Source organism: Algibacter sp., from assembly GCF_029245835.1.
Classification (GTDB): Bacteria; Bacteroidota; Bacteroidia; order Flavobacteriales; family Flavobacteriaceae; genus Algibacter_B.
In genome coordinates this window covers 1-17,354 of record NZ_JAQWOO010000090.1, presented here as the reverse complement: position 1 = coordinate 17,354, position 17,354 = coordinate 1, and the positions used below count along the sequence as shown (strand labels likewise).

15 protein-coding genes are annotated in these 17,354 nt (G+C 33.4%); 4 read left to right on the top strand and 11 right to left on the bottom strand.

Annotation, left to right across the window (positions count from 1 at the left end; genetic code table 11):
* The 7 genes from P8K68_RS14055 to uvrC all read right to left on the bottom strand — a co-directional run bounded on the left by P8K68_RS14055 (position 1) and on the right by uvrC (position 9,320).
* Complete coding sequence (locus tag P8K68_RS14055) at positions 1 to 783, bottom strand: DUF3108 domain-containing protein (protein WP_300252302.1); 783 nt, start codon at positions 781 to 783, stop codon at positions 1 to 3.
* Positions 784 to 1,194: 411 nt separating this feature from the next.
* Positions 1,195 to 1,947: a DJ-1/PfpI family protein gene (locus P8K68_RS14050; protein ID WP_300252299.1), complete on the bottom strand. Its 753-nt coding sequence runs from the start codon at positions 1,945 to 1,947 to the stop codon at positions 1,195 to 1,197.
* Positions 1,948 to 2,011: 64 nt separating this feature from the next.
* Positions 2,012 to 3,169 carry a 4-hydroxyphenylpyruvate dioxygenase gene (gene hppD / locus P8K68_RS14045; RefSeq protein ID WP_300252296.1) on the bottom strand — a complete coding sequence of 386 codons (1,158 nt, stop codon included), beginning with the start codon at positions 3,167 to 3,169 and terminating at the stop codon, positions 2,012 to 2,014.
* A 149-nt stretch (positions 3,170 to 3,318) separates the two neighbouring features.
* Positions 3,319 to 4,473, bottom strand: a complete 1,155-nt coding sequence (locus P8K68_RS14040; RefSeq protein WP_300252293.1) for a homogentisate 1,2-dioxygenase — start codon at positions 4,471 to 4,473, stop codon at positions 3,319 to 3,321.
* A gap of 250 nt (positions 4,474 to 4,723) precedes the next feature.
* Complete coding sequence (locus tag P8K68_RS14035; RefSeq protein ID WP_300252291.1) at positions 4,724 to 6,964, bottom strand: patatin-like phospholipase family protein; 2,241 nt, start codon at positions 6,962 to 6,964, stop codon at positions 4,724 to 4,726.
* Positions 6,965 to 7,240: 276 nt separating this feature from the next.
* Positions 7,241 to 7,459 carry a hypothetical protein gene (locus tag P8K68_RS14030; protein ID WP_300252288.1) on the bottom strand — a complete coding sequence of 73 codons (219 nt, stop codon included), beginning with the start codon at positions 7,457 to 7,459 and terminating at the stop codon, positions 7,241 to 7,243.
* A gap of 61 nt (positions 7,460 to 7,520) precedes the next feature.
* Positions 7,521 to 9,320 (bottom strand): excinuclease ABC subunit UvrC, encoded by a 1,800-nt coding sequence (gene uvrC, locus P8K68_RS14025; protein WP_300252285.1) that lies wholly within the window; start codon positions 9,318 to 9,320, stop codon positions 7,521 to 7,523.
* A 316-nt stretch (positions 9,321 to 9,636) separates the two neighbouring features.
* Between uvrC and P8K68_RS14020 the strand changes: the two genes are divergently transcribed.
* Genes P8K68_RS14020 through P8K68_RS14005 form a run of 4 tightly spaced genes read left to right on the top strand, consistent with a single transcriptional unit; the run spans position 9,637 to position 12,484 of the window.
* Positions 9,637 to 10,065, top strand: a complete 429-nt coding sequence (locus P8K68_RS14020) for a RimK/LysX family protein (protein WP_300252282.1) — start codon at positions 9,637 to 9,639, stop codon at positions 10,063 to 10,065.
* A gap of 1 nt (position 10,066) precedes the next feature.
* Complete coding sequence (gene rimK, locus P8K68_RS14015; protein ID WP_300252281.1) at positions 10,067 to 10,942, top strand: 30S ribosomal protein S6--L-glutamate ligase; 876 nt, start codon at positions 10,067 to 10,069, stop codon at positions 10,940 to 10,942.
* A complete protein-coding gene (locus P8K68_RS14010) occupies positions 10,943 to 11,917 on the top strand; it encodes a succinylglutamate desuccinylase/aspartoacylase family protein (RefSeq protein WP_300252278.1) in 975 nt (324 codons plus the stop codon). It abuts the gene before it with no gap.
* 3 nt (positions 11,918 to 11,920) lie between these two features.
* Positions 11,921 to 12,484 carry a 5-formyltetrahydrofolate cyclo-ligase gene (locus P8K68_RS14005; RefSeq protein WP_300252276.1) on the top strand — a complete coding sequence of 188 codons (564 nt, stop codon included), beginning with the start codon at positions 11,921 to 11,923 and terminating at the stop codon, positions 12,482 to 12,484.
* 6 nt (positions 12,485 to 12,490) lie between these two features.
* Here the strand turns inward: P8K68_RS14005 and P8K68_RS14000 are convergent, their stop codons facing one another.
* From P8K68_RS14000 to P8K68_RS13985, 4 genes are all read right to left on the bottom strand, one after another.
* Positions 12,491 to 13,111 (bottom strand): lipoprotein signal peptidase, encoded by a 621-nt coding sequence (locus P8K68_RS14000; protein ID WP_300252274.1) that lies wholly within the window; start codon positions 13,109 to 13,111, stop codon positions 12,491 to 12,493.
* A gap of 92 nt (positions 13,112 to 13,203) precedes the next feature.
* On the bottom strand, positions 13,204 to 13,581 hold the full coding sequence (locus P8K68_RS13995) for a TraR/DksA C4-type zinc finger protein (RefSeq protein WP_300252271.1): 378 nt from the start codon (positions 13,579 to 13,581) through the stop codon (positions 13,204 to 13,206).
* Between the two features lie 4 nt (positions 13,582 to 13,585).
* Positions 13,586 to 16,990, bottom strand: a complete 3,405-nt coding sequence (ileS, locus tag P8K68_RS13990; RefSeq protein WP_300252269.1) for an isoleucine--tRNA ligase — start codon at positions 16,988 to 16,990, stop codon at positions 13,586 to 13,588.
* 118 nt (positions 16,991 to 17,108) lie between these two features.
* Positions 17,109 to 17,354: T9SS type A sorting domain-containing protein (locus P8K68_RS13985; RefSeq protein ID WP_300252267.1), on the bottom strand; the 246-nt coding region annotated here is incomplete at its 5' end.

The window sequence follows — 17,354 nt, the reverse complement described above, 5'->3', positions numbered from 1 at the left end:
TTAATTATTAACAACTATTCTAAAAGGATGTCTTAACCCTTTAAAAGCTTCTAGGTCTGCTCTTAATGACCCAACAGCCAAATCTGCCTTAATGCGTAAAGGTACTTTATTTTTGTCTTTTGATACCCAAAGCGTCAAACTTTCTTCCTCTTTAAAAACACGTCCTGCCATAACGTAGGGCCTAAATTTTAAAGATTCTATATCTCCAAAATCAGTATTAATAATTTCTTCGCCTAAGTACTTTAATTTAAATCCGTAATTCTCCTCATCAAAAAACATATCCACTTTAACCTCATCCCCTTTTTTTAGAGCATTTATATCCAAGTTATTACGCAAGTAATAAAATGTAGACACCATATCTTGAATATTTGGTTTAGTATCAATAACCTTTAATGTATTACGCTTTTTATCATTTATATGTGCTTTATTTTTAACCTGATCAAAATCTATTTCTAGGTTTTTGGTATGCCCGCCTTCGTCAATATTTCTAATAAATTTATAAGGCCTAATAGTTTGTTTATCAAAATAACTCTCATACCTATCCTTTACCTTAAAAAACCATTTAATCATACCCGTAGTCCAGCCTTTACCAACCACATGGTATACATCTTTATCTGCTAATTTAGCATCTTTAACAGTAAGCGTTGCGTTACCGGCCTTGAACCAATTACTATAACTCATCTTAAATTTAAACCATTCGCCTGATTCAAATGCCGATTCTTCCTGCGAAAAAGCCGTCTGCATACATACTATCGCAATACATAAAAGTAGTAATTTTTTCATTTTCTTTTGGGTAATTGCTATGTAACTTCTACGCGCTACGTTTTATTGTTTCACCTAAGAAATTACAATTACTGTTCCAAAAATAGAAATTTTATTGGTTTAGCTATGGTTAGGCGTGTTTTAGTTATTATAGATTAACAAAAATTAACGGTTTATCTATATTAAGGGCGTTACCCGAAAAGGGTCAGGCTATCCGCTATATCTTTTTTTGCCATAGGTGGCAGCAAAAAAAGGATGTCGCTACTATCCTTAACGCAGTGCAGAACTTTAAAACAGCTTCCGAAAAAGATTACTCAAAGACACACCAAGAACCGCAGAGCATCATAGAGAAACCCCGATATAATAACAAACACTATAGTTTTTAATAAAAAATGAGAATTTGAAAAACAATGCTATTACCAACTATAATTACTAGTTCCAATTTTTAAGTCGTTCTAGATATAAATAGCTTTCAATAAACTTTCTATGTTTAGAGCTGGTCATTTTTTCCAATAAACTTAATGCGGAAATATAACTTGCCAGATTCCCGTTTGATGAGCTAAATTTTCCATCGGCAACAAAAGTGACTAAACTATCATTTTGAACTTTTAAATTCGGATACTCCTTTTGCAATTGTTTACCACCTCCAATCCAAGTAACAATTTTATGTCCATCTGCTATTCCAGATTTTCCTATTAGTTGTGCTCCTGCGCAATTGCTCACAGTAAATTCAGTCTCTTTATTTTTTACTTTAATAAAATTAATAATTTTTTCATTGTTCACTTGGGCATACATATCATAAGCACTTGGCACAAAAAGAGCCGTTAGTTTTGGGCAATTTTCAAACGTATAATCAGGAAGTATTCTGATGCCTTCTTCGGTTGTTATTGGGCTTTCAGTTTCGGCTATTGTAATAACATTAAAAAGTTGTTTTCCGTCTTCGCTTGGTTTAGTAAAAACGTCTGATGTTGCAATAACCTCGCTTTGCAAAACACCATGATACATTAAAAGCCCAATTGTTGGCAATTCAGATTTGAATGGTTTTAAGTGTTTTTTTAATGTATCCGTTACCTTTTCGGCGCAGTTAGTATTTTCATTTTCAGGACTAACCTTAGATTTATCAGAATTACAACCCATCCATATAGTTACAAAAAATATTGTGAATACGATATTAAATTTTGTCATTGATTTCTGTTTTCTTTTAAGACCTACAAGGTTTTAAAAACCTCGTAGGTCGATATAATTTTTATTAAAGCGTCCCTCTTTTAGCTTGTTCGCGCTCAATAGATTCAAAAAGTGCTTTAAAATTTCCAGCTCCAAAACCTCTGGCACCCATACGCTGAATAATTTCAAAGAACAGCGTTGGTCTATCCTCAACAGGTTTGGTGAAAATTTGCAGTAAATAACCTTCTTCATCAGCATCAATCATAATACCTAATTTTTTTAAAGCTTTAATATCTTCTCGCAATTCATGGCTATGTTCTTCTAATCGCCCAGGAACTGCTCTATAATATTCCTCCGGCGGAATAGATAAAAACTCAACACCTCTAGCTCTTAATGCACTTACAGAACTAATAATATCATCTGTAGCTACTGCAATATGTTGCACACCAGCACCTTCATAAAAATCAAGATACTCTTCAATTTGCGATCGTTTTTTGCCTTTTGCGGGCTCATTAATGGGGAATTTTATACGTCCGTTTCCATTACTCATTACTTTACTCATAAGTGCCGAGTATTCGGTATGGATTTGTTTATCATCAAAAGATAAAAAGTTTTCAAATCCCATAACATCTTCATACCATTTCACCCAAGTATTCATTTGCCCCCAGCCTACATTTCCAACCATATGGTCTATAAATTTTAAACCTACTGGCTCCGGATTATAGTGAGATTTCCAGGCTTCAAAACTTGGTAAAAAAGTGCCTTTGTAGTTTTTACGCTCAACAAACATGTGTACGGTTTCGCCGTAGGTATAAATTCCTGCTCTTACCACCTCGCCATGTTCATCTTTTTCTACAACAGGTTCCATGTAAGATTTGGCACCTCTACTAGTCGTTTCTTGATACGCTTTTCTGGCATCATCAACCCATAATGCTATAACTTTTACTCCGTCGCCATGCTTTACAATATGGGCATTTATTGGCGATTTACTATTAAGCGGTGTTGTTAAAACTAATTTTATTTTATCTTGTTTAAGCACATAACTAACCGAGTCTTTAGACCCTGTTTCCAAGCCTTTATAAGCATAAGATTGAAACCCAAATGCTGTTTTATAAAAATGTGCCGATTGTTTTGCGTTGCCTACATAGAACTCTACATAGTCTGTTCCTAAAAGCGGCAAGAAATCTTGTGCGCCTTCAAAAATTTTTTCTAAACCGTAGTTTACTGATTTTATGTCTTTCATAAGAAGCCCCTCTTAATCTCCCCAAAGGGAAGAAACTCAAAGCGGGAATTTGAGTATTTATTTACAATCTGTTCTTATTTTATTAATCTCACTGAAAACTCATATTCTGAGTAATCAGTCCCCCTCCTTAGGAGGGGTTAGGGGAGGCTTTACAACCAAGATTTGTAATAATCATCATCAGCTATTTTCATAGCTTCTTCGGTAAGCATAAGTGGCTTAAAGGTATCAACCATTACTGCTAATTCGTCTGTATTTGTTTTTCCAATACTTCGTTCTGTGGCTCCTGGGTGTGGTCCGTGCGGAATACCAGCTGGATGTAATGAAATATGCCCTTCTTCAACATCGTTTCTACTCATAAAATCGCCATCAACATAATACAACACCTCATCGCTATCAATATTGCTATGATTATATGGCGCTGGTATGGATTGTGGATGATAATCATAAAGTCGCGGCACAAAACTGCACACTACAAAAGCATCGGTTTCAAAAGTTTGATGCACTGGTGGCGGTTGATGAATACGCCCCGTAATAGGCTCAAAATCGTGTATTGAAAAGGCATACGGATAGTTATAACCATCATATCCAACCACATCAAAAGGATGAGAAGCATAAACCATTTCTATAATATCATCTTGTTTTTTTACTTTAATTAAAAAGTCACCACTCTTGTTATTGGTTTCTAACTCGTAAGGCCTGCGAATATCGCGTTCGCAAAACGGCGAATGTTCTAGCAATTGCCCAAACCAATTGCGGTAACGTTTTGGTGTATAAATGGGTCTGCGAGATTCTACAATAAACAACCTGTTATCTTCAGTATCAAAATCTATTTTATAAATGATTCCTCTTGGAATTAACAAGTAATCGCCATATTTAAAATCGAGATTCCCTAACATGGTCCTTAATTTCCCTGTGCCTTTGTGTACAAAAATTAATTCATCAGCATCGGTATTTTTATAAAAATAATCTGTTGTAGACTCTTTTGGCGCTGCTAATATTATAGCACAATCGCTATTAATTAAAACCGTTTTTCTACTCTCTAGAAAATCGTTTTCTGGTTTTACTTGAAAGCCTTTTAAACGATACGATTTTATATTATTTACTTTCGCAATTTTTGGCGCTACACTGTATTGGTTTTTTATTTCTTTAACCTGCGTAGGCCGTTGCTCGTGATAACTGTTTGTTGACATACCATCAAACCCAATAGTTCCAAATAACTGTTCGTAGTACAAACTACCATCTGGCTTCCGGAATTGAGTGTGTCGTTTATGAGGAATATTTCCTAATTTATGATAAAAAGGCATACTTTAAGTTTTTAAAAATTGAGTAAAAAAGAAACCTTAAGCTGATCTTAAGATGCTAAATATCTCGTATTTATAAAGATACGAAAAGTATGTTCATTCAGGATTTCTCTTGATGAGATAGTGAAGATGTAATAGTAAGTCTTTCCAAAAGCGGGTCATAGTAACACAAATATCGTAAAAAATATTGATAATTACCTAGTGGATAATTTTATGAAAATTTATGCTTTCGAGGAAATGAAAAATCTTTCTATTAAAACCAAAATCCAATATTAAAAAACCACGAGCTTGCTCTTTGTTCTGGCGAATAGCTATATTTAGCTTGAATAGGTCCCAGAAACGTTTCTATTCCATATCCTAGAGCATAACCTCTATAATCTGGAAGTGTAAACCATTCACCTGAATCAAAAATATCATCATCTACGTTAGCCCAATTCCCTTCCAAAGTGAGGTGATGTTTTTTAAAAATTTCATAATCAGCTATTGCCGAAGACTTTACGTAACTATTTCCTGTTAACGAAATAAAATCATAACCCAAAAAAGGAATAAAATTGTTTATAAAATTATTCCCATAACCGCCCAAAGCAAAATCGAGGGTTCTATTAGATTTATCTCCAAATTTAAAACCACCACTAGTCTGTAAATTAAAAGCCCATTTATCTGAAACACTAAAGGCATAACCCATTTCAGCCTTAGCTACTGAAAATTCTTCAAAATTTTCTACAAAACCAGATGCGTTCAAATATATATTTAAATCACCATTAAAATACACCCCTTTTGTTGGGAAGTATTTATTATCGTAAGTATCTAATTTTAAATTCCCAAATAAACTCATATAATCTGTTTTTTCAAACAGAAAATCTTCATTTGAATTATCTCCAAAAATAGTTTCAGAATATATTTCTAGGCGTTTGTGCTCCAACCCAATACTTAATGCAAAATCGCGCCTAAATAGAGTCTGCACGTAAAACTGATTGGTTTGATCCCTAAGCTTTACATCTATTTTATTTAGACCTGTTGTTATAATTTGGGCATCATCTAACAATAACTGCGCATTAATCTCTTTATCAAATTGATTGTACCTAGATCTTAATCCCACACTCCAATAAAAACCTTTATCAATTAAATACTCAAAATTGTAACGCACATTATCGCCTAAAACAAGATCTAAAGATGCAATGTCATTTTTAAAAAGTAACTGCTTTTTTGTAAGATTTACGAGTGCAGCACTTTTATACAAATCATCGAAGTGAAGTCCTAGTTTTAAAAATGTATTTACCTGATTTTCTTTTACCTTTGCTATCAAATTATAATTCTCTACTTGGTTTGTGTTTTTTAACTCGTACTCGAAAGCAGCGAAATTATTTGTTGCTACTAAGTTATTAATACCTTTATTGAAATCTTTATAGCTTATTTTTTTATCTACTTTTAATTTCAGTTTTCCTAAAATATAAGCCCTTGTGTAATTAATATTGCCTTTTATATCAATATTACTTATTGTTAAACTATCTATGACTTGTAATTTCACCTTTTGGTTTATGTTAGGCGTTTCGGAAGCTAGTTCCCATAAAAGATTTAACTTAGATAATGCAGCAAATTCGCCAGACTTAATGATTTTGTTACCCTCATTAAAAGAGACGACATTAAAATCTTTGATATTAGGTTTGATATAAACATCGGTTTTTTTAACCTTAAGTTTCATATCGTTTATCGTTCTAAAGTTATTAATTTGAAATAAAACTTCTGGTGCAGATTTTAGCTCTTCACGTGTTGCTAACCCGTCTTGTACATCAACACCAATAATGATGTCCATACCTTTAGCACGCAATTCGTCTACTGGGTAGTTATTTACTACACCGCCATCAATTAAAATTTCATCATTAATAGTTACGGGCTGAAATAGCGAAGGCAATGCACCACTTGCCATTATAGACTGTGTTAAATTACCTTTATCTAAAATAACTTGCTTCCCGTTTTCAACATTTGTTGCAATGCAGAAAAATGGTATAGGTAGTTTGCTAAAATCATTAATTGAATTGACATGAATCAGAAGTTTTAAAAATAAACCATAGGTATTATACCCTCTTGAAAGTGCGGAAGGTAATTTTATTTTAAAATCGTTAAACGGCAATTTTACAGCGTACTTCTCCATATTAGCACGTTCACTAAAAGCAGTGGATGAGCGTGGTAAGTAATCATTAATAATATTATCAAAATCAATTTCTTGGAAAACAGAATCTAATTGTTTCCCGGAATAACCTGATGCGTATAACGCTCCAATTATTGAGCCCATACTGGTTCCTGCTATGTAATCTACTTTTACGCCTAAACTATCTATTACTTTTAAAACACCAATATGTGCTAATCCCTTTGCACCACCACCACTTAATACCAAACCTACTTTGGCTTTAGTGTTTTCTTGTACTTTATTTTGCGCTTTCGCGGAAAGTGAAGCGATTAAGAATAGGGTTAATATGATGCTTTTTTTGTTCAAGTTTTGATTTTACTTAATAGGTTTTAAAATATTGCTTTATAGAAATGCTTTAACCATTATTGTTATTTGTTTTTACACCCCTAAAGTCCTCTCAAGGGACAATTTACTCAGTTAAATAGGACGATTGTCCCCTCGAGGGGACTTTAGGGGTGTTTTATATTTTTTATTATTAATTATTTTTATAATCCTTTCTGCTTTTTGAAAATCAGTATTGTTTAACCATATTTTTAATGTTTGATTTACTGTCTTTATTTTTAAATTCGCATTATCTTTATATTATTTATTATCTAACTCACTAGCAAAGAGATACATAATCCAACTAAAAATTGTTATGAACCAATTTGTCTTTTTGTTATTTAATTCAATACTTTTTATGGTATTGAATAAAAATATTCCATTATTTTTTGGTTGAGAAGCATCACTAATTTCGATTCCAGATTCACTCAAAGTTATCTTTAATTCTGGTTTATCTCTCAACTCAAAAGTTTCTATCATTTAAATACTTCCAGTTTATTTGAAACCTACAAGGTTTTTAAAACCTCGCAGGTTAAGTTATTTACTTCTCATTGTCATTGTAATAATTATAAACCTTTTCTGCTCGCGACACACCAACAACCGCTTCCAACTCATCTAATTTAGCATTAGCAACGCGTTTTGCCGATTTAAAATGTCTCAATAATTCAACAACTGTTTTTTCGCCTACGCCAGTAATAGTTTCTAGCTCTGTGTTTAACGCTGTTTTACTACGTTTATTTCTATGATGCTCTATCCCAAAACGATGCGCTTCGTTTCGTAATTGCTGTGTAATTTTTAGGGTTTCGCTTTTCTTATCTAAATATAATGGAATTGGATCGTCTGGGTAAAATAATTCTTCTAAACGTTTTGCAATTCCTATAATAGCTATTTTTCCTCGTAATCCTAAAGCTTCTAAACTTTTTAATGCGGATGATAATTGCCCTTTTCCGCCATCAATAATAATGAGTTGTGGCAGAGGCTGATTTTCATCTAGTAAACGTTTGTATCTGCGATACACCACTTCTTCCATAGATGCGAAATCGTCCGGACCTTCAACCGTTTTTATATTAAAATGACGATAATCTTTTTTGCTTGGTTTTCCGTTTTTAAATACCACGCAAGCCGCTACTGGATGTGTGCCTTGTATGTTTGAATTATCAAAACACTCAATATGCCTTGGCTCTTCTGAAAGTCGTAAATCTGCCTTCATTTGTGCCATGATGCGGTTAGCATGCCTATCTGGGTCTACAATTTTTATTTGTTTAAAACGCTCCATTCTAAAATATTTGGCGTTACGTAGTGATAAGTCTAAAATGTGCTTTTTATCGCCTAATTTTGGCACAGTTACTTTTAAACCTTCACCTAAATCGACTTTAAAAGGCACATATATTTCTTTGGAATTGGAATTGAAACGCTGCCTTATTTCTGTAATGGCCAATTCTAATAATTGCAAATCGGTTTCGTCCAATTTCTTTTTTATCTCCAAAGTATGCGAACGGATGATAGAACCATATGATAGTTGTAAAAAATTAACGTAACCATAACTCTCGTCGCTCATGATAGAAAACACATCTACATTGCTAATTTTAGGGTTTACTATGGTGGATTTTGACTGGTAATTCTCTAGAACTTCAACTTTTTCTTTGATTTTTTGTGCTTCTTCAAACTGCATATTTGCAGCATACTCTTTCATTTGCGTTTTAAATTGAGACAGTGAATCTTTAAAGTTTCCTTTTAAAATTTCTTTTATGGCTTTTATGTTTTCGTTGTATGCTTCTTCGGTTTCTAACCCTTCGCAAGCGCCTTTACAGTTACCTAAATGGTATTCTAAACAAACTTTATATTTTCCCGAATCTACTTTTTCTTCTGATAAATTGAAGTTACAAGTGCGCAGACTGTAAAGGCCACGAATTAAATCTAAAAGCGTATACACGGTTTTCCCACTGGTGTATGGCCCAAAATAATCACTACCATCTTTAAATATGCGACGTGTGGAAAACACTCTTGGGAAACGTTCTTTTTTTATACAAATCCATGGGTATGATTTGTCGTCTTTTAAAAGCACATTATACCGTGGCTTATGTTTTTTTATGAGATTATTTTCTAATAGAAGTGCATCGGTTTCGGTTTCGACCACAATGTGTTTTATGTTCGCAATTTTTTTAACCAAAACGCGTGTTTTCCCATTTTCGTGGGTTTTGGTAAAATACGAACTTACTCGTTTTTTTAAATTTTTGGCTTTACCAACGTATATAATAGTCCCTTCTTTATCGTAATATTGATAAACTCCGGGTTGATTCGGTAAGGTTTTTAATTGTATCTCTAAATCAGGGGTATCCATTATTGTAAAGGTAATTATTTTAATGTTTTTTACGCTGAAATTACATACGATTTAACGTTTTGAAATTTTAAAAGATTTTTATTTTTTGAATCGATAAATTATCTACATTGCGCCACTTTTAAAAAAAAGGCTTAGACCGGAAGACAGGAGACGGAAGCTATCAAGTTTGCGGATATTATTTTGACTGATGACTGAAGACTGCGGACTGGTTTGCGTTAGGGATTGCAGTGGAAAGCCCACAGCGACCTTTTGGGAGCGAGGACTTGTAATGTAAAGCCCGACCCTTTAGGGTAACGCCCAAATTGTATTAAAAAAAATGAGTAAAAAAATTGTAGGACGCTCTGATATTGTTGATTTCCCGAAATTGGGATTATTCAATATTGATGTGAAAATGGATACGGGAGCGTACACCTCAACCATACATTGTTCTGAAATTATTGAGATTGACAATGCGCTACTGTGTATTTTTAATAGTAATGTGCATAAGAATTTTGGTAAAACGGAGATTATTTTTGATACTTTTTGGCGAACTGACGTGAAAAGTAGCAACGGTTTTAAAGAAAATAGATATAAAGTAAAATCTGAGGTGGTATTTTTTGGTAAAACGTATAAGATTAACTTAACTTTAAGCACAAGAGATGCTATGAAATTTCCGGTTTTGATAGGCAGGCAATTTTTAAGGCAAAAATTTATGGTTGATGTAGATTTAGAAAACGTTTCTTTTAACACTAATAGAAAAAAATAAAATGAACATAGTCATACTGTCTAGAAACGGAAATTTATATTCTACAGAACGCCTAGTTGAAGAGGGCGAAAAAAGAGGGCACAAAATGGAGGTAATTGACCCTCTGAAATGCGATATTATTATTGAAAAAGAAAAGCCTACTATTTATTATAAAGATAGATATTTAGACTATGTGGATGCGATAATACCTAGAATTGGGGCTTCGGTTACTTTTTATGGTTGTGCTGTGGTAAGACAGTTTGAAGAAATGGGGGTTTTTACCATCGTAACATCAGACGCCATACAACGCTCTAGAGATAAACTGCGTAGTTTACAACGCTTAAGTAAAGCTGGAATTGGGATGCCTAAAACGGTGTTTACAAACTATTCTAGAGATGTTGAAGAGGTCATTGAACATGTTGGCGGAACACCTGTTATTATTAAACTTTTAGAAGGCACACAAGGTTTGGGTGTGGTTTTAGCGGAAACTAAAAATGCTGCTGAGTCGGTTCTAGAAGCTTTTAACGGATTACAAGCTCGTGTTATTGTTCAGGAGTTTATTAAGGAAGCTGGTGGTGCAGATTTACGTGCTTTAGTAGTTGATGGGCAAGTTGTTGGCGCTATGAAACGCCAAGGAAAAGAAGGCGAATTTCGTTCTAATTTACATCGTGGTGGTTCTGCTAATATTATTAAACTTAACCATGATGAATTAAAATTAGCCATGAATGCATCGAAAGCTTTAAAACTTCCTGTTTGCGGTGTAGATATGTTACAATCTGCAAGAGGACCTTTATTATTGGAAGTAAATTCTACACCTGGTTTAGAAGGTATTGAAACCGCAACTGGACGTAATATTGCTAAATCGATTATTTCTTTTATTGAAAAAAATACTAAATAAATGCCCGATACAAAAGCCGATATATTACACATTTTAGGTGAACAAGTAAAACTAGGTGAGAGTAAAGAAGTTAGCTTTGATGTTGCAAATTTGCATACCTCAACACCTGTTAATTTACCTGTTATTATTGAGCGTGCAAAAAAACCTGGCCCTAAGGTTTTGTTTACCGCAGGTATACATGGCGACGAGGTTAATGGCGTTGAAATTGTTAGACAACTAATTGCCAAAGGAATTAATAAACCAAAATGTGGTACTATTATTTGTATGCCCGTTATTAACGTTTTTGGGTTTATAAATTTAAAACGCGAATTTCCAGATGGTCGAGATTTAAATCGGGTATTCCCTGGAAGCCCATCGGGGTCTCTTGCTGGTAGAGTTGCGCATAAATTAACACAAGATGTTATTCCGCATGTAGATTTAATTATTGATTTTCATACGGGTGGTTCAGGACGTTTTAACGCACCTCAATTGCGATATGCCAAAAATAATTCTAAACTCAACGAATTGGCTGAGATTTTTGGAGCGCCTTTTGTTTTATATTCTAAAAATTTATCTAAATCATTTAGAAAAACCTGTTTTAAAATGGGTAAAGACTTATTGCTTTTTGAAGGTGGAAAATCGTTTCATATTGATGATGTTGTTACCAATTCTGGAGTTAACGGTTCTAAACGTGTTTTAAAACATTTGGGGATGTTACGAACTAACTTTAAATCGTCAAAGCCTAAAAAAGATTGTGTTTTTATTACTGATAGCCGATGGTTACGTGCTGCCCATTCGGGGATGTTTAAAGCATCCGCAGACATTGGCTTGTTTGTTTTAAAAGGCAGTATTCTAGGAAATATTACCGACCCCTATGGCAAATTCAACTATGCGGTTAAAGCTTCGAATGCTGGATATATTATTAACGTAAATGAATCACCTATTGTGTATCAGGGTGATGCATTATTTAATATTACTACAATACTTAAGACGTAATTTATGACCAAAAAAGAATTAAGGCAAACATATAAAAAACATCGGAAAGGTTTATCTGAGAGTCAGATTAATAATTTGAGTTTAGCTATTTCAAATCAGATTTTAAAACTTCCTGTTTGGGATTATTCGTTTTATCATATTTTTTTAGCGATTGAAGAACAGAAGGAAGTTAATACGGATTATATTTTGAATATTTTATCTGGTAAAGACAAAAATATTCTAATTTCTAAAAGTGATTTTGAAACGGGAAATATGACGCATTTTCTTTTGACTGATAATACGGTAATAAAGAAAAATAATTATAATATCCCTGAGCCTGTTGATGGTATCCAAATTGCAACAGATAAGATTGAAGTTATTTTTATCCCATTATTGGCTTTTGATAAAACTGGAAATCGTGTGGGTTATGGTAAAGGATTTTATGACCGTTTTTTATCTCATTGCAAACCTGAAACAGTTAAAGTTGGACTTTCTTTTTTTGAAGCTGAAGATACTATTACCGATGTTTTTGAGAGTGATGTACAGTTGGATTATTGTGTAACGGCTGAGGAGGTTTATAAGTTTTAGTTATTTTTATTTATTCGAAAACGCCTTCTTGTTAAATACAATTAACATAATAAACCCAGTGCTTATAGCCATATCGGCGATATTAAAAACCGGATCGAAAAAGCTAAAACGTTTTCCACCATAAAAAGGAAACCATTTTGGTAAGTCTACTTCAAATAATGGAAAGTGAAGCATATCTACAACTTTACCGTGCAATAAACCATCATACCCTCCTGCATCAGGCAGGAAATTTGCCACTTGATTATAACTATCATCAAATAAAACACCATAAAACACAGAATCTATAATATTCCCTAAAGCACCTGCAAATATTAAAGCTATGGCAATAATTAATATTTTAGAACTCTCTTTTTTTGTGGTATCGTAAAGCCAATAGCCAATTCCGAAAATAGCAACTATTCTAAATGAAGTTAAAATCACTTTGGCTGTTCTATCTGATATAAATGTAACAAAATCACTAATTTTTGTGCCCCAAGCCATACCATCGTTTTCAACAAATATGATTTCAAACCAGCTAAAAATATCAACACTCTCTTGAAGTACGAAGTTTGTTTTTATATATACTTTACTAATCTGATCGATTAGTAAAATAATTATAATTAAGATTATAGATTTTTTTAGTGTCATTTAACCTGTGTTCGATAAAATAAAAAAAATCGCTTTAAACAAATTAAAGCGATTATAATTGAAATTCTTTAGACTCCTATCTTCACAGGAATTTATTGCATGTTTTTAGCTTCAATACTTAAGGTAGCATGAGGCACTAGTTTTAAACGTTCCTTGTTTATTAACTTACCTGTAACTCGACAAACACCGTATGTTTTGTTTTCAATTCTAATCAATGCATTTTTTAAATCGCGAATAAATTTTTCTTGACGAATGGCTAATTGCGAATTCGACTCTTTACTCATAACTGCACTTCCTTCATCAAAAGCCTTGAATTGTGGCGATGTGTCCTCTGTACCATTATTATGGTCGTTCATATAAGCACTCTTAATCAACTCTAAATCGTGTTGTGCTTTTGCTATTTTCTCTGTGATTAGCGTTTTGAATTCTGCTAAGTCACTGTCTGGAAATCTTACGGTATTCTCTCCCATAATTTTAATGTTTTTGAATAAATAGTTTGGTATTTACATCATCAAAAGCAATTTCTATACCATTTTCTAATTTATCTATTATTTCAATTTTATTTGTTAACGTTTCTGATTTTATATAAGTCATATTTGAATCTACGGCATTTACTACTTGTTGGTCTTTTTGAAAGGTTACATCAATCCTGTCTGTAACTTCAAAACCAGAATCTTTACGTAAGTTTTGAATTCTATTTATCAGCTCTCTAGCAATCCCTTCTTTCCGCAAATCGTTTGTAATAGTTACGTCTAAAGCTACCGTTAAAGCACCTTCATTTGCAACCAACCACCCTTCAATATCTTGTGATGTTATTTCAACATCTGTACGTTCTAAAGTAATACTTTTTCCGTTAACTTCGACGTCTAAAATACCATTTTGTTCAATTTTTTTAATATCGTCTGCAGTAAAGTTATTAACGACCTGAGCCACAGCCTTCATGTCTTTTCCAAATCGAGGTCCAAGGACTTTAAAATTTGGTTTTATCTGTTTTACCAGAATATCAGAGGCGTCTTCTAAAACTTCAATTTCTTTTACATTAACCTCAGATTTTATAAGGTCTGCAACCGCTAATATTTCATTTTTTTGAGATTCACTATCAACAGGAATCATTATTTTTTGTAATGGTTGTCTTACTTTTATTTTTTCTTTAGCCCTTAAAGACAGTACTAAAGAGGATATAGTCTGAGCACTTTCCATCTTGTTCTCCAGAGACTTATCAACAAAAGCTTTATCAAAAACTGGGAAATTTGATAAATGTACGCTTTCAAAACTTTCTTTTTTTGTAGCTGCATTTAAATCTAAATACAATCTATCCATAAAAAAAGGAGCAATTGGAGCGCCTAACTTAGCAATAGTTAGCAAACAGGTATAAAGTGTTTGGTATGCAGAAATTTTATCCTTTTGGTAATCGCCTTTCCAGAAACGTCTTCTGCTTAAACGCACAAACCAGTTACTTACATAATCTTGTGTAAAATCAGATATAGCTCTTGCCGCTCTAGTAGGCTCATAATCCGCATAGAAAGCATCTACCTTTTTGATTAATGTGTGTAATTCTGAAAGTATCCAACGGTCTATCTCTGGTCTTTCATTTACAGGAATATCAGCTTCACCGTAATTAAAATTATCTAGATTAGCATATAACTGAAAAAATGAATACGTATTGTAAAGCGTTCCGAAAAACTTACGTTTCACTTCTTCAATACCTTCTAAATCGAATTTTAAATTATCCCAAGGATTAGCGTTTGAAATCATATACCAACGCGTAGCATCGGCACCATAAGTTCCTAAAGTCTCAAAGGGATCAACGGCGTTTCCTAAACGTTTAGACATTTTTTGTCCGTTCTTGTCTAACACCAATCCGTTAGACACGACGTTTTTATAGGCAACCGAATCAAAAACCATAGTCCCGATAGCGTGGAGTGTATAGAACCACCCTCGAGTTTGATCTACCCCTTCTGCAATAAAATCAGCAGGGTAAGTTGTTCCTTTATCAATTAGATCTTTATTTTCAAACGGATAATGCCATTGTGCATAAGGCATAGAACCAGAATCGAACCAGACATCAATGAGATCGCTTTCGCGGAACATTTTTTGACCGGTTGCTGATATTAAAACTACTTCATCAACAATGTTTTTATGTAAATCTATTTTAGCATAGTTCTCTTCGGAATTATTTCCAACTTCAAAATCAGCAAAAATATCTGCTTTTAAAACACCTGCTGAAACGGCTTTTTGCATTTCAGTTTTAAGCTCTTCAACAGAACCAATACAAATTTCTTCTTTACCATCTTCAGTTCTCCAAATTGGCAACGGAATTCCCCAATATCGCGAACGCGATAAATTCCAATCGTTTGCATTTGCCAACCAATTACCAAAACGACCAGTACCAGTTGATTTAGGTTTCCAGTTTATAGTTTCGTTAAGTTCAAACATGCGCTCCTTAACATCAGTTACTTTGATGAACCACGAGTCTAATGGATAATATAAAATTGGCTTATCTGTACGCCAGCAATTTGGGTAACTGTGCTTATATTTTTCAACCTTAAAGGCCTTGTTTTCTTCTTTTAATTTAATAGCCAACTCAACATCTATTGAACGCTCTGGTGCTTCGCCTTCATTATAATACTCGTTCTTCACATACTTACCAGCATATTCACCCATTTCTGGTCTAAATTTACCTTGTAAATTTACTAGTGGTACTAGATTATCGTTTTCGTCCTTAACCAATAACGGTGGCACTTCTGGTTTTGCTTGTTTTGCAACTAAAGCATCATCTGCTCCAAAAGTTGGTGCGGTATGTACAATTCCTGTTCCATCTTCAGTAGTTACAAAATCTCCAGAAATAACTCTAAATGCATCTTGAGGATTATCGTTTGGAAGTGCGTATTTTAAAAGTTGTTCATATTTAATTCCGACTAGGTCTTCGCCTTTACATTCTGATGCAATTAAATAAGGTATTTTTTTGTTTTCTTTTGAATAACTAGAGAGCTCTGAAACATCTTCTGCTTTTTGATATTTACCTGTAAACTGTTTTCCAACTAGATTTTTAGCCAGAATAACATGAATGGGTTCAAAAGTATATTGGTTATAAGTTGCTACTACAACATAATCAATTTTAGAACCAACAGTTAATGCCGTATTACTAGGCAAAGTCCATGGTGTAGTTGTCCAAGCCAGAAAATGTAAATGATCAAACTTTTTTAGAGTTTCAGGCAAGGTACTTTCTATTGCCTTAAATTGAGCAACAACCGTAGTATCCGTAACATCTTGATAGGTTCCTGGTTGGTTTAACTCATGCGAACTTAAACCTGTTCCTGCTTTTGGTGAATAAGGCTGAATGGTATAGCCTTTATATATTAATTTTTTATTGTAAATCTGTTTTAACAACCACCAAACAGATTCCATGTATTTAGGTTCGTAAGTAATATATGGATTGTCCATATCTACCCAATACCCCATTTTTTGAGTTAGGTTATTCCAAACATCTGTATAGCGCATTACTGCTTTTCTACAAGCAGCATTATAATCTTCTACAGAAATCGTTTTACCAATATCTTCTTTAGTGATTCCTAATTCTTTTTCAACACCTAATTCAATAGGTAATCCGTGCGTATCCCAACCTGCTTTACGCTTCACCTGGTAACCCTTCATGGTTTTATAGCGTGGAAAAATATCTTTAATAGCACGTGCTAAAACGTGGTGTACTCCAGGAAGTCCGTTTGCTGAAGGTGGTCCTTCAAAAAACACAAATGATTCTTTGCCTTCTCTGGTAGAAACACTTTTTTCAAAGATGTTTTTTTCTTGCCAATATTGCAGTATGTTGTTAGCTACATTTGGTAAGTCAAGTCCTTTATATTCAGGAAATTTCGCGCTCATTTCTTGTTGATTCTTATAAGTTCGCGAATTTAATGAATTATACTTAAAACATTAATTTTAAAACGAAAAAAGACTACTCAAAAAAGTAGTCTTTTTAAAAAATTTGATATTTATTAAATTATTTCACAATAACCTTTTTAGTTAACACCTCATTTGCTTCTGTTCGCATACATACAACATAAGCGCCTGTGGAAACATTATTGAATTGTATGCCGTTTTCTAGTCGCTCTCTAGAAACATCTGTGAACTCCATAATTGCTTGTCCACGCATATTGATTAACGAGAGCTTTCTAACAGCACTGTTTAATTTTTTAACATATAACGTGTTGCTTGTATTCTGATAATAAATATAGTTTTGACTAAC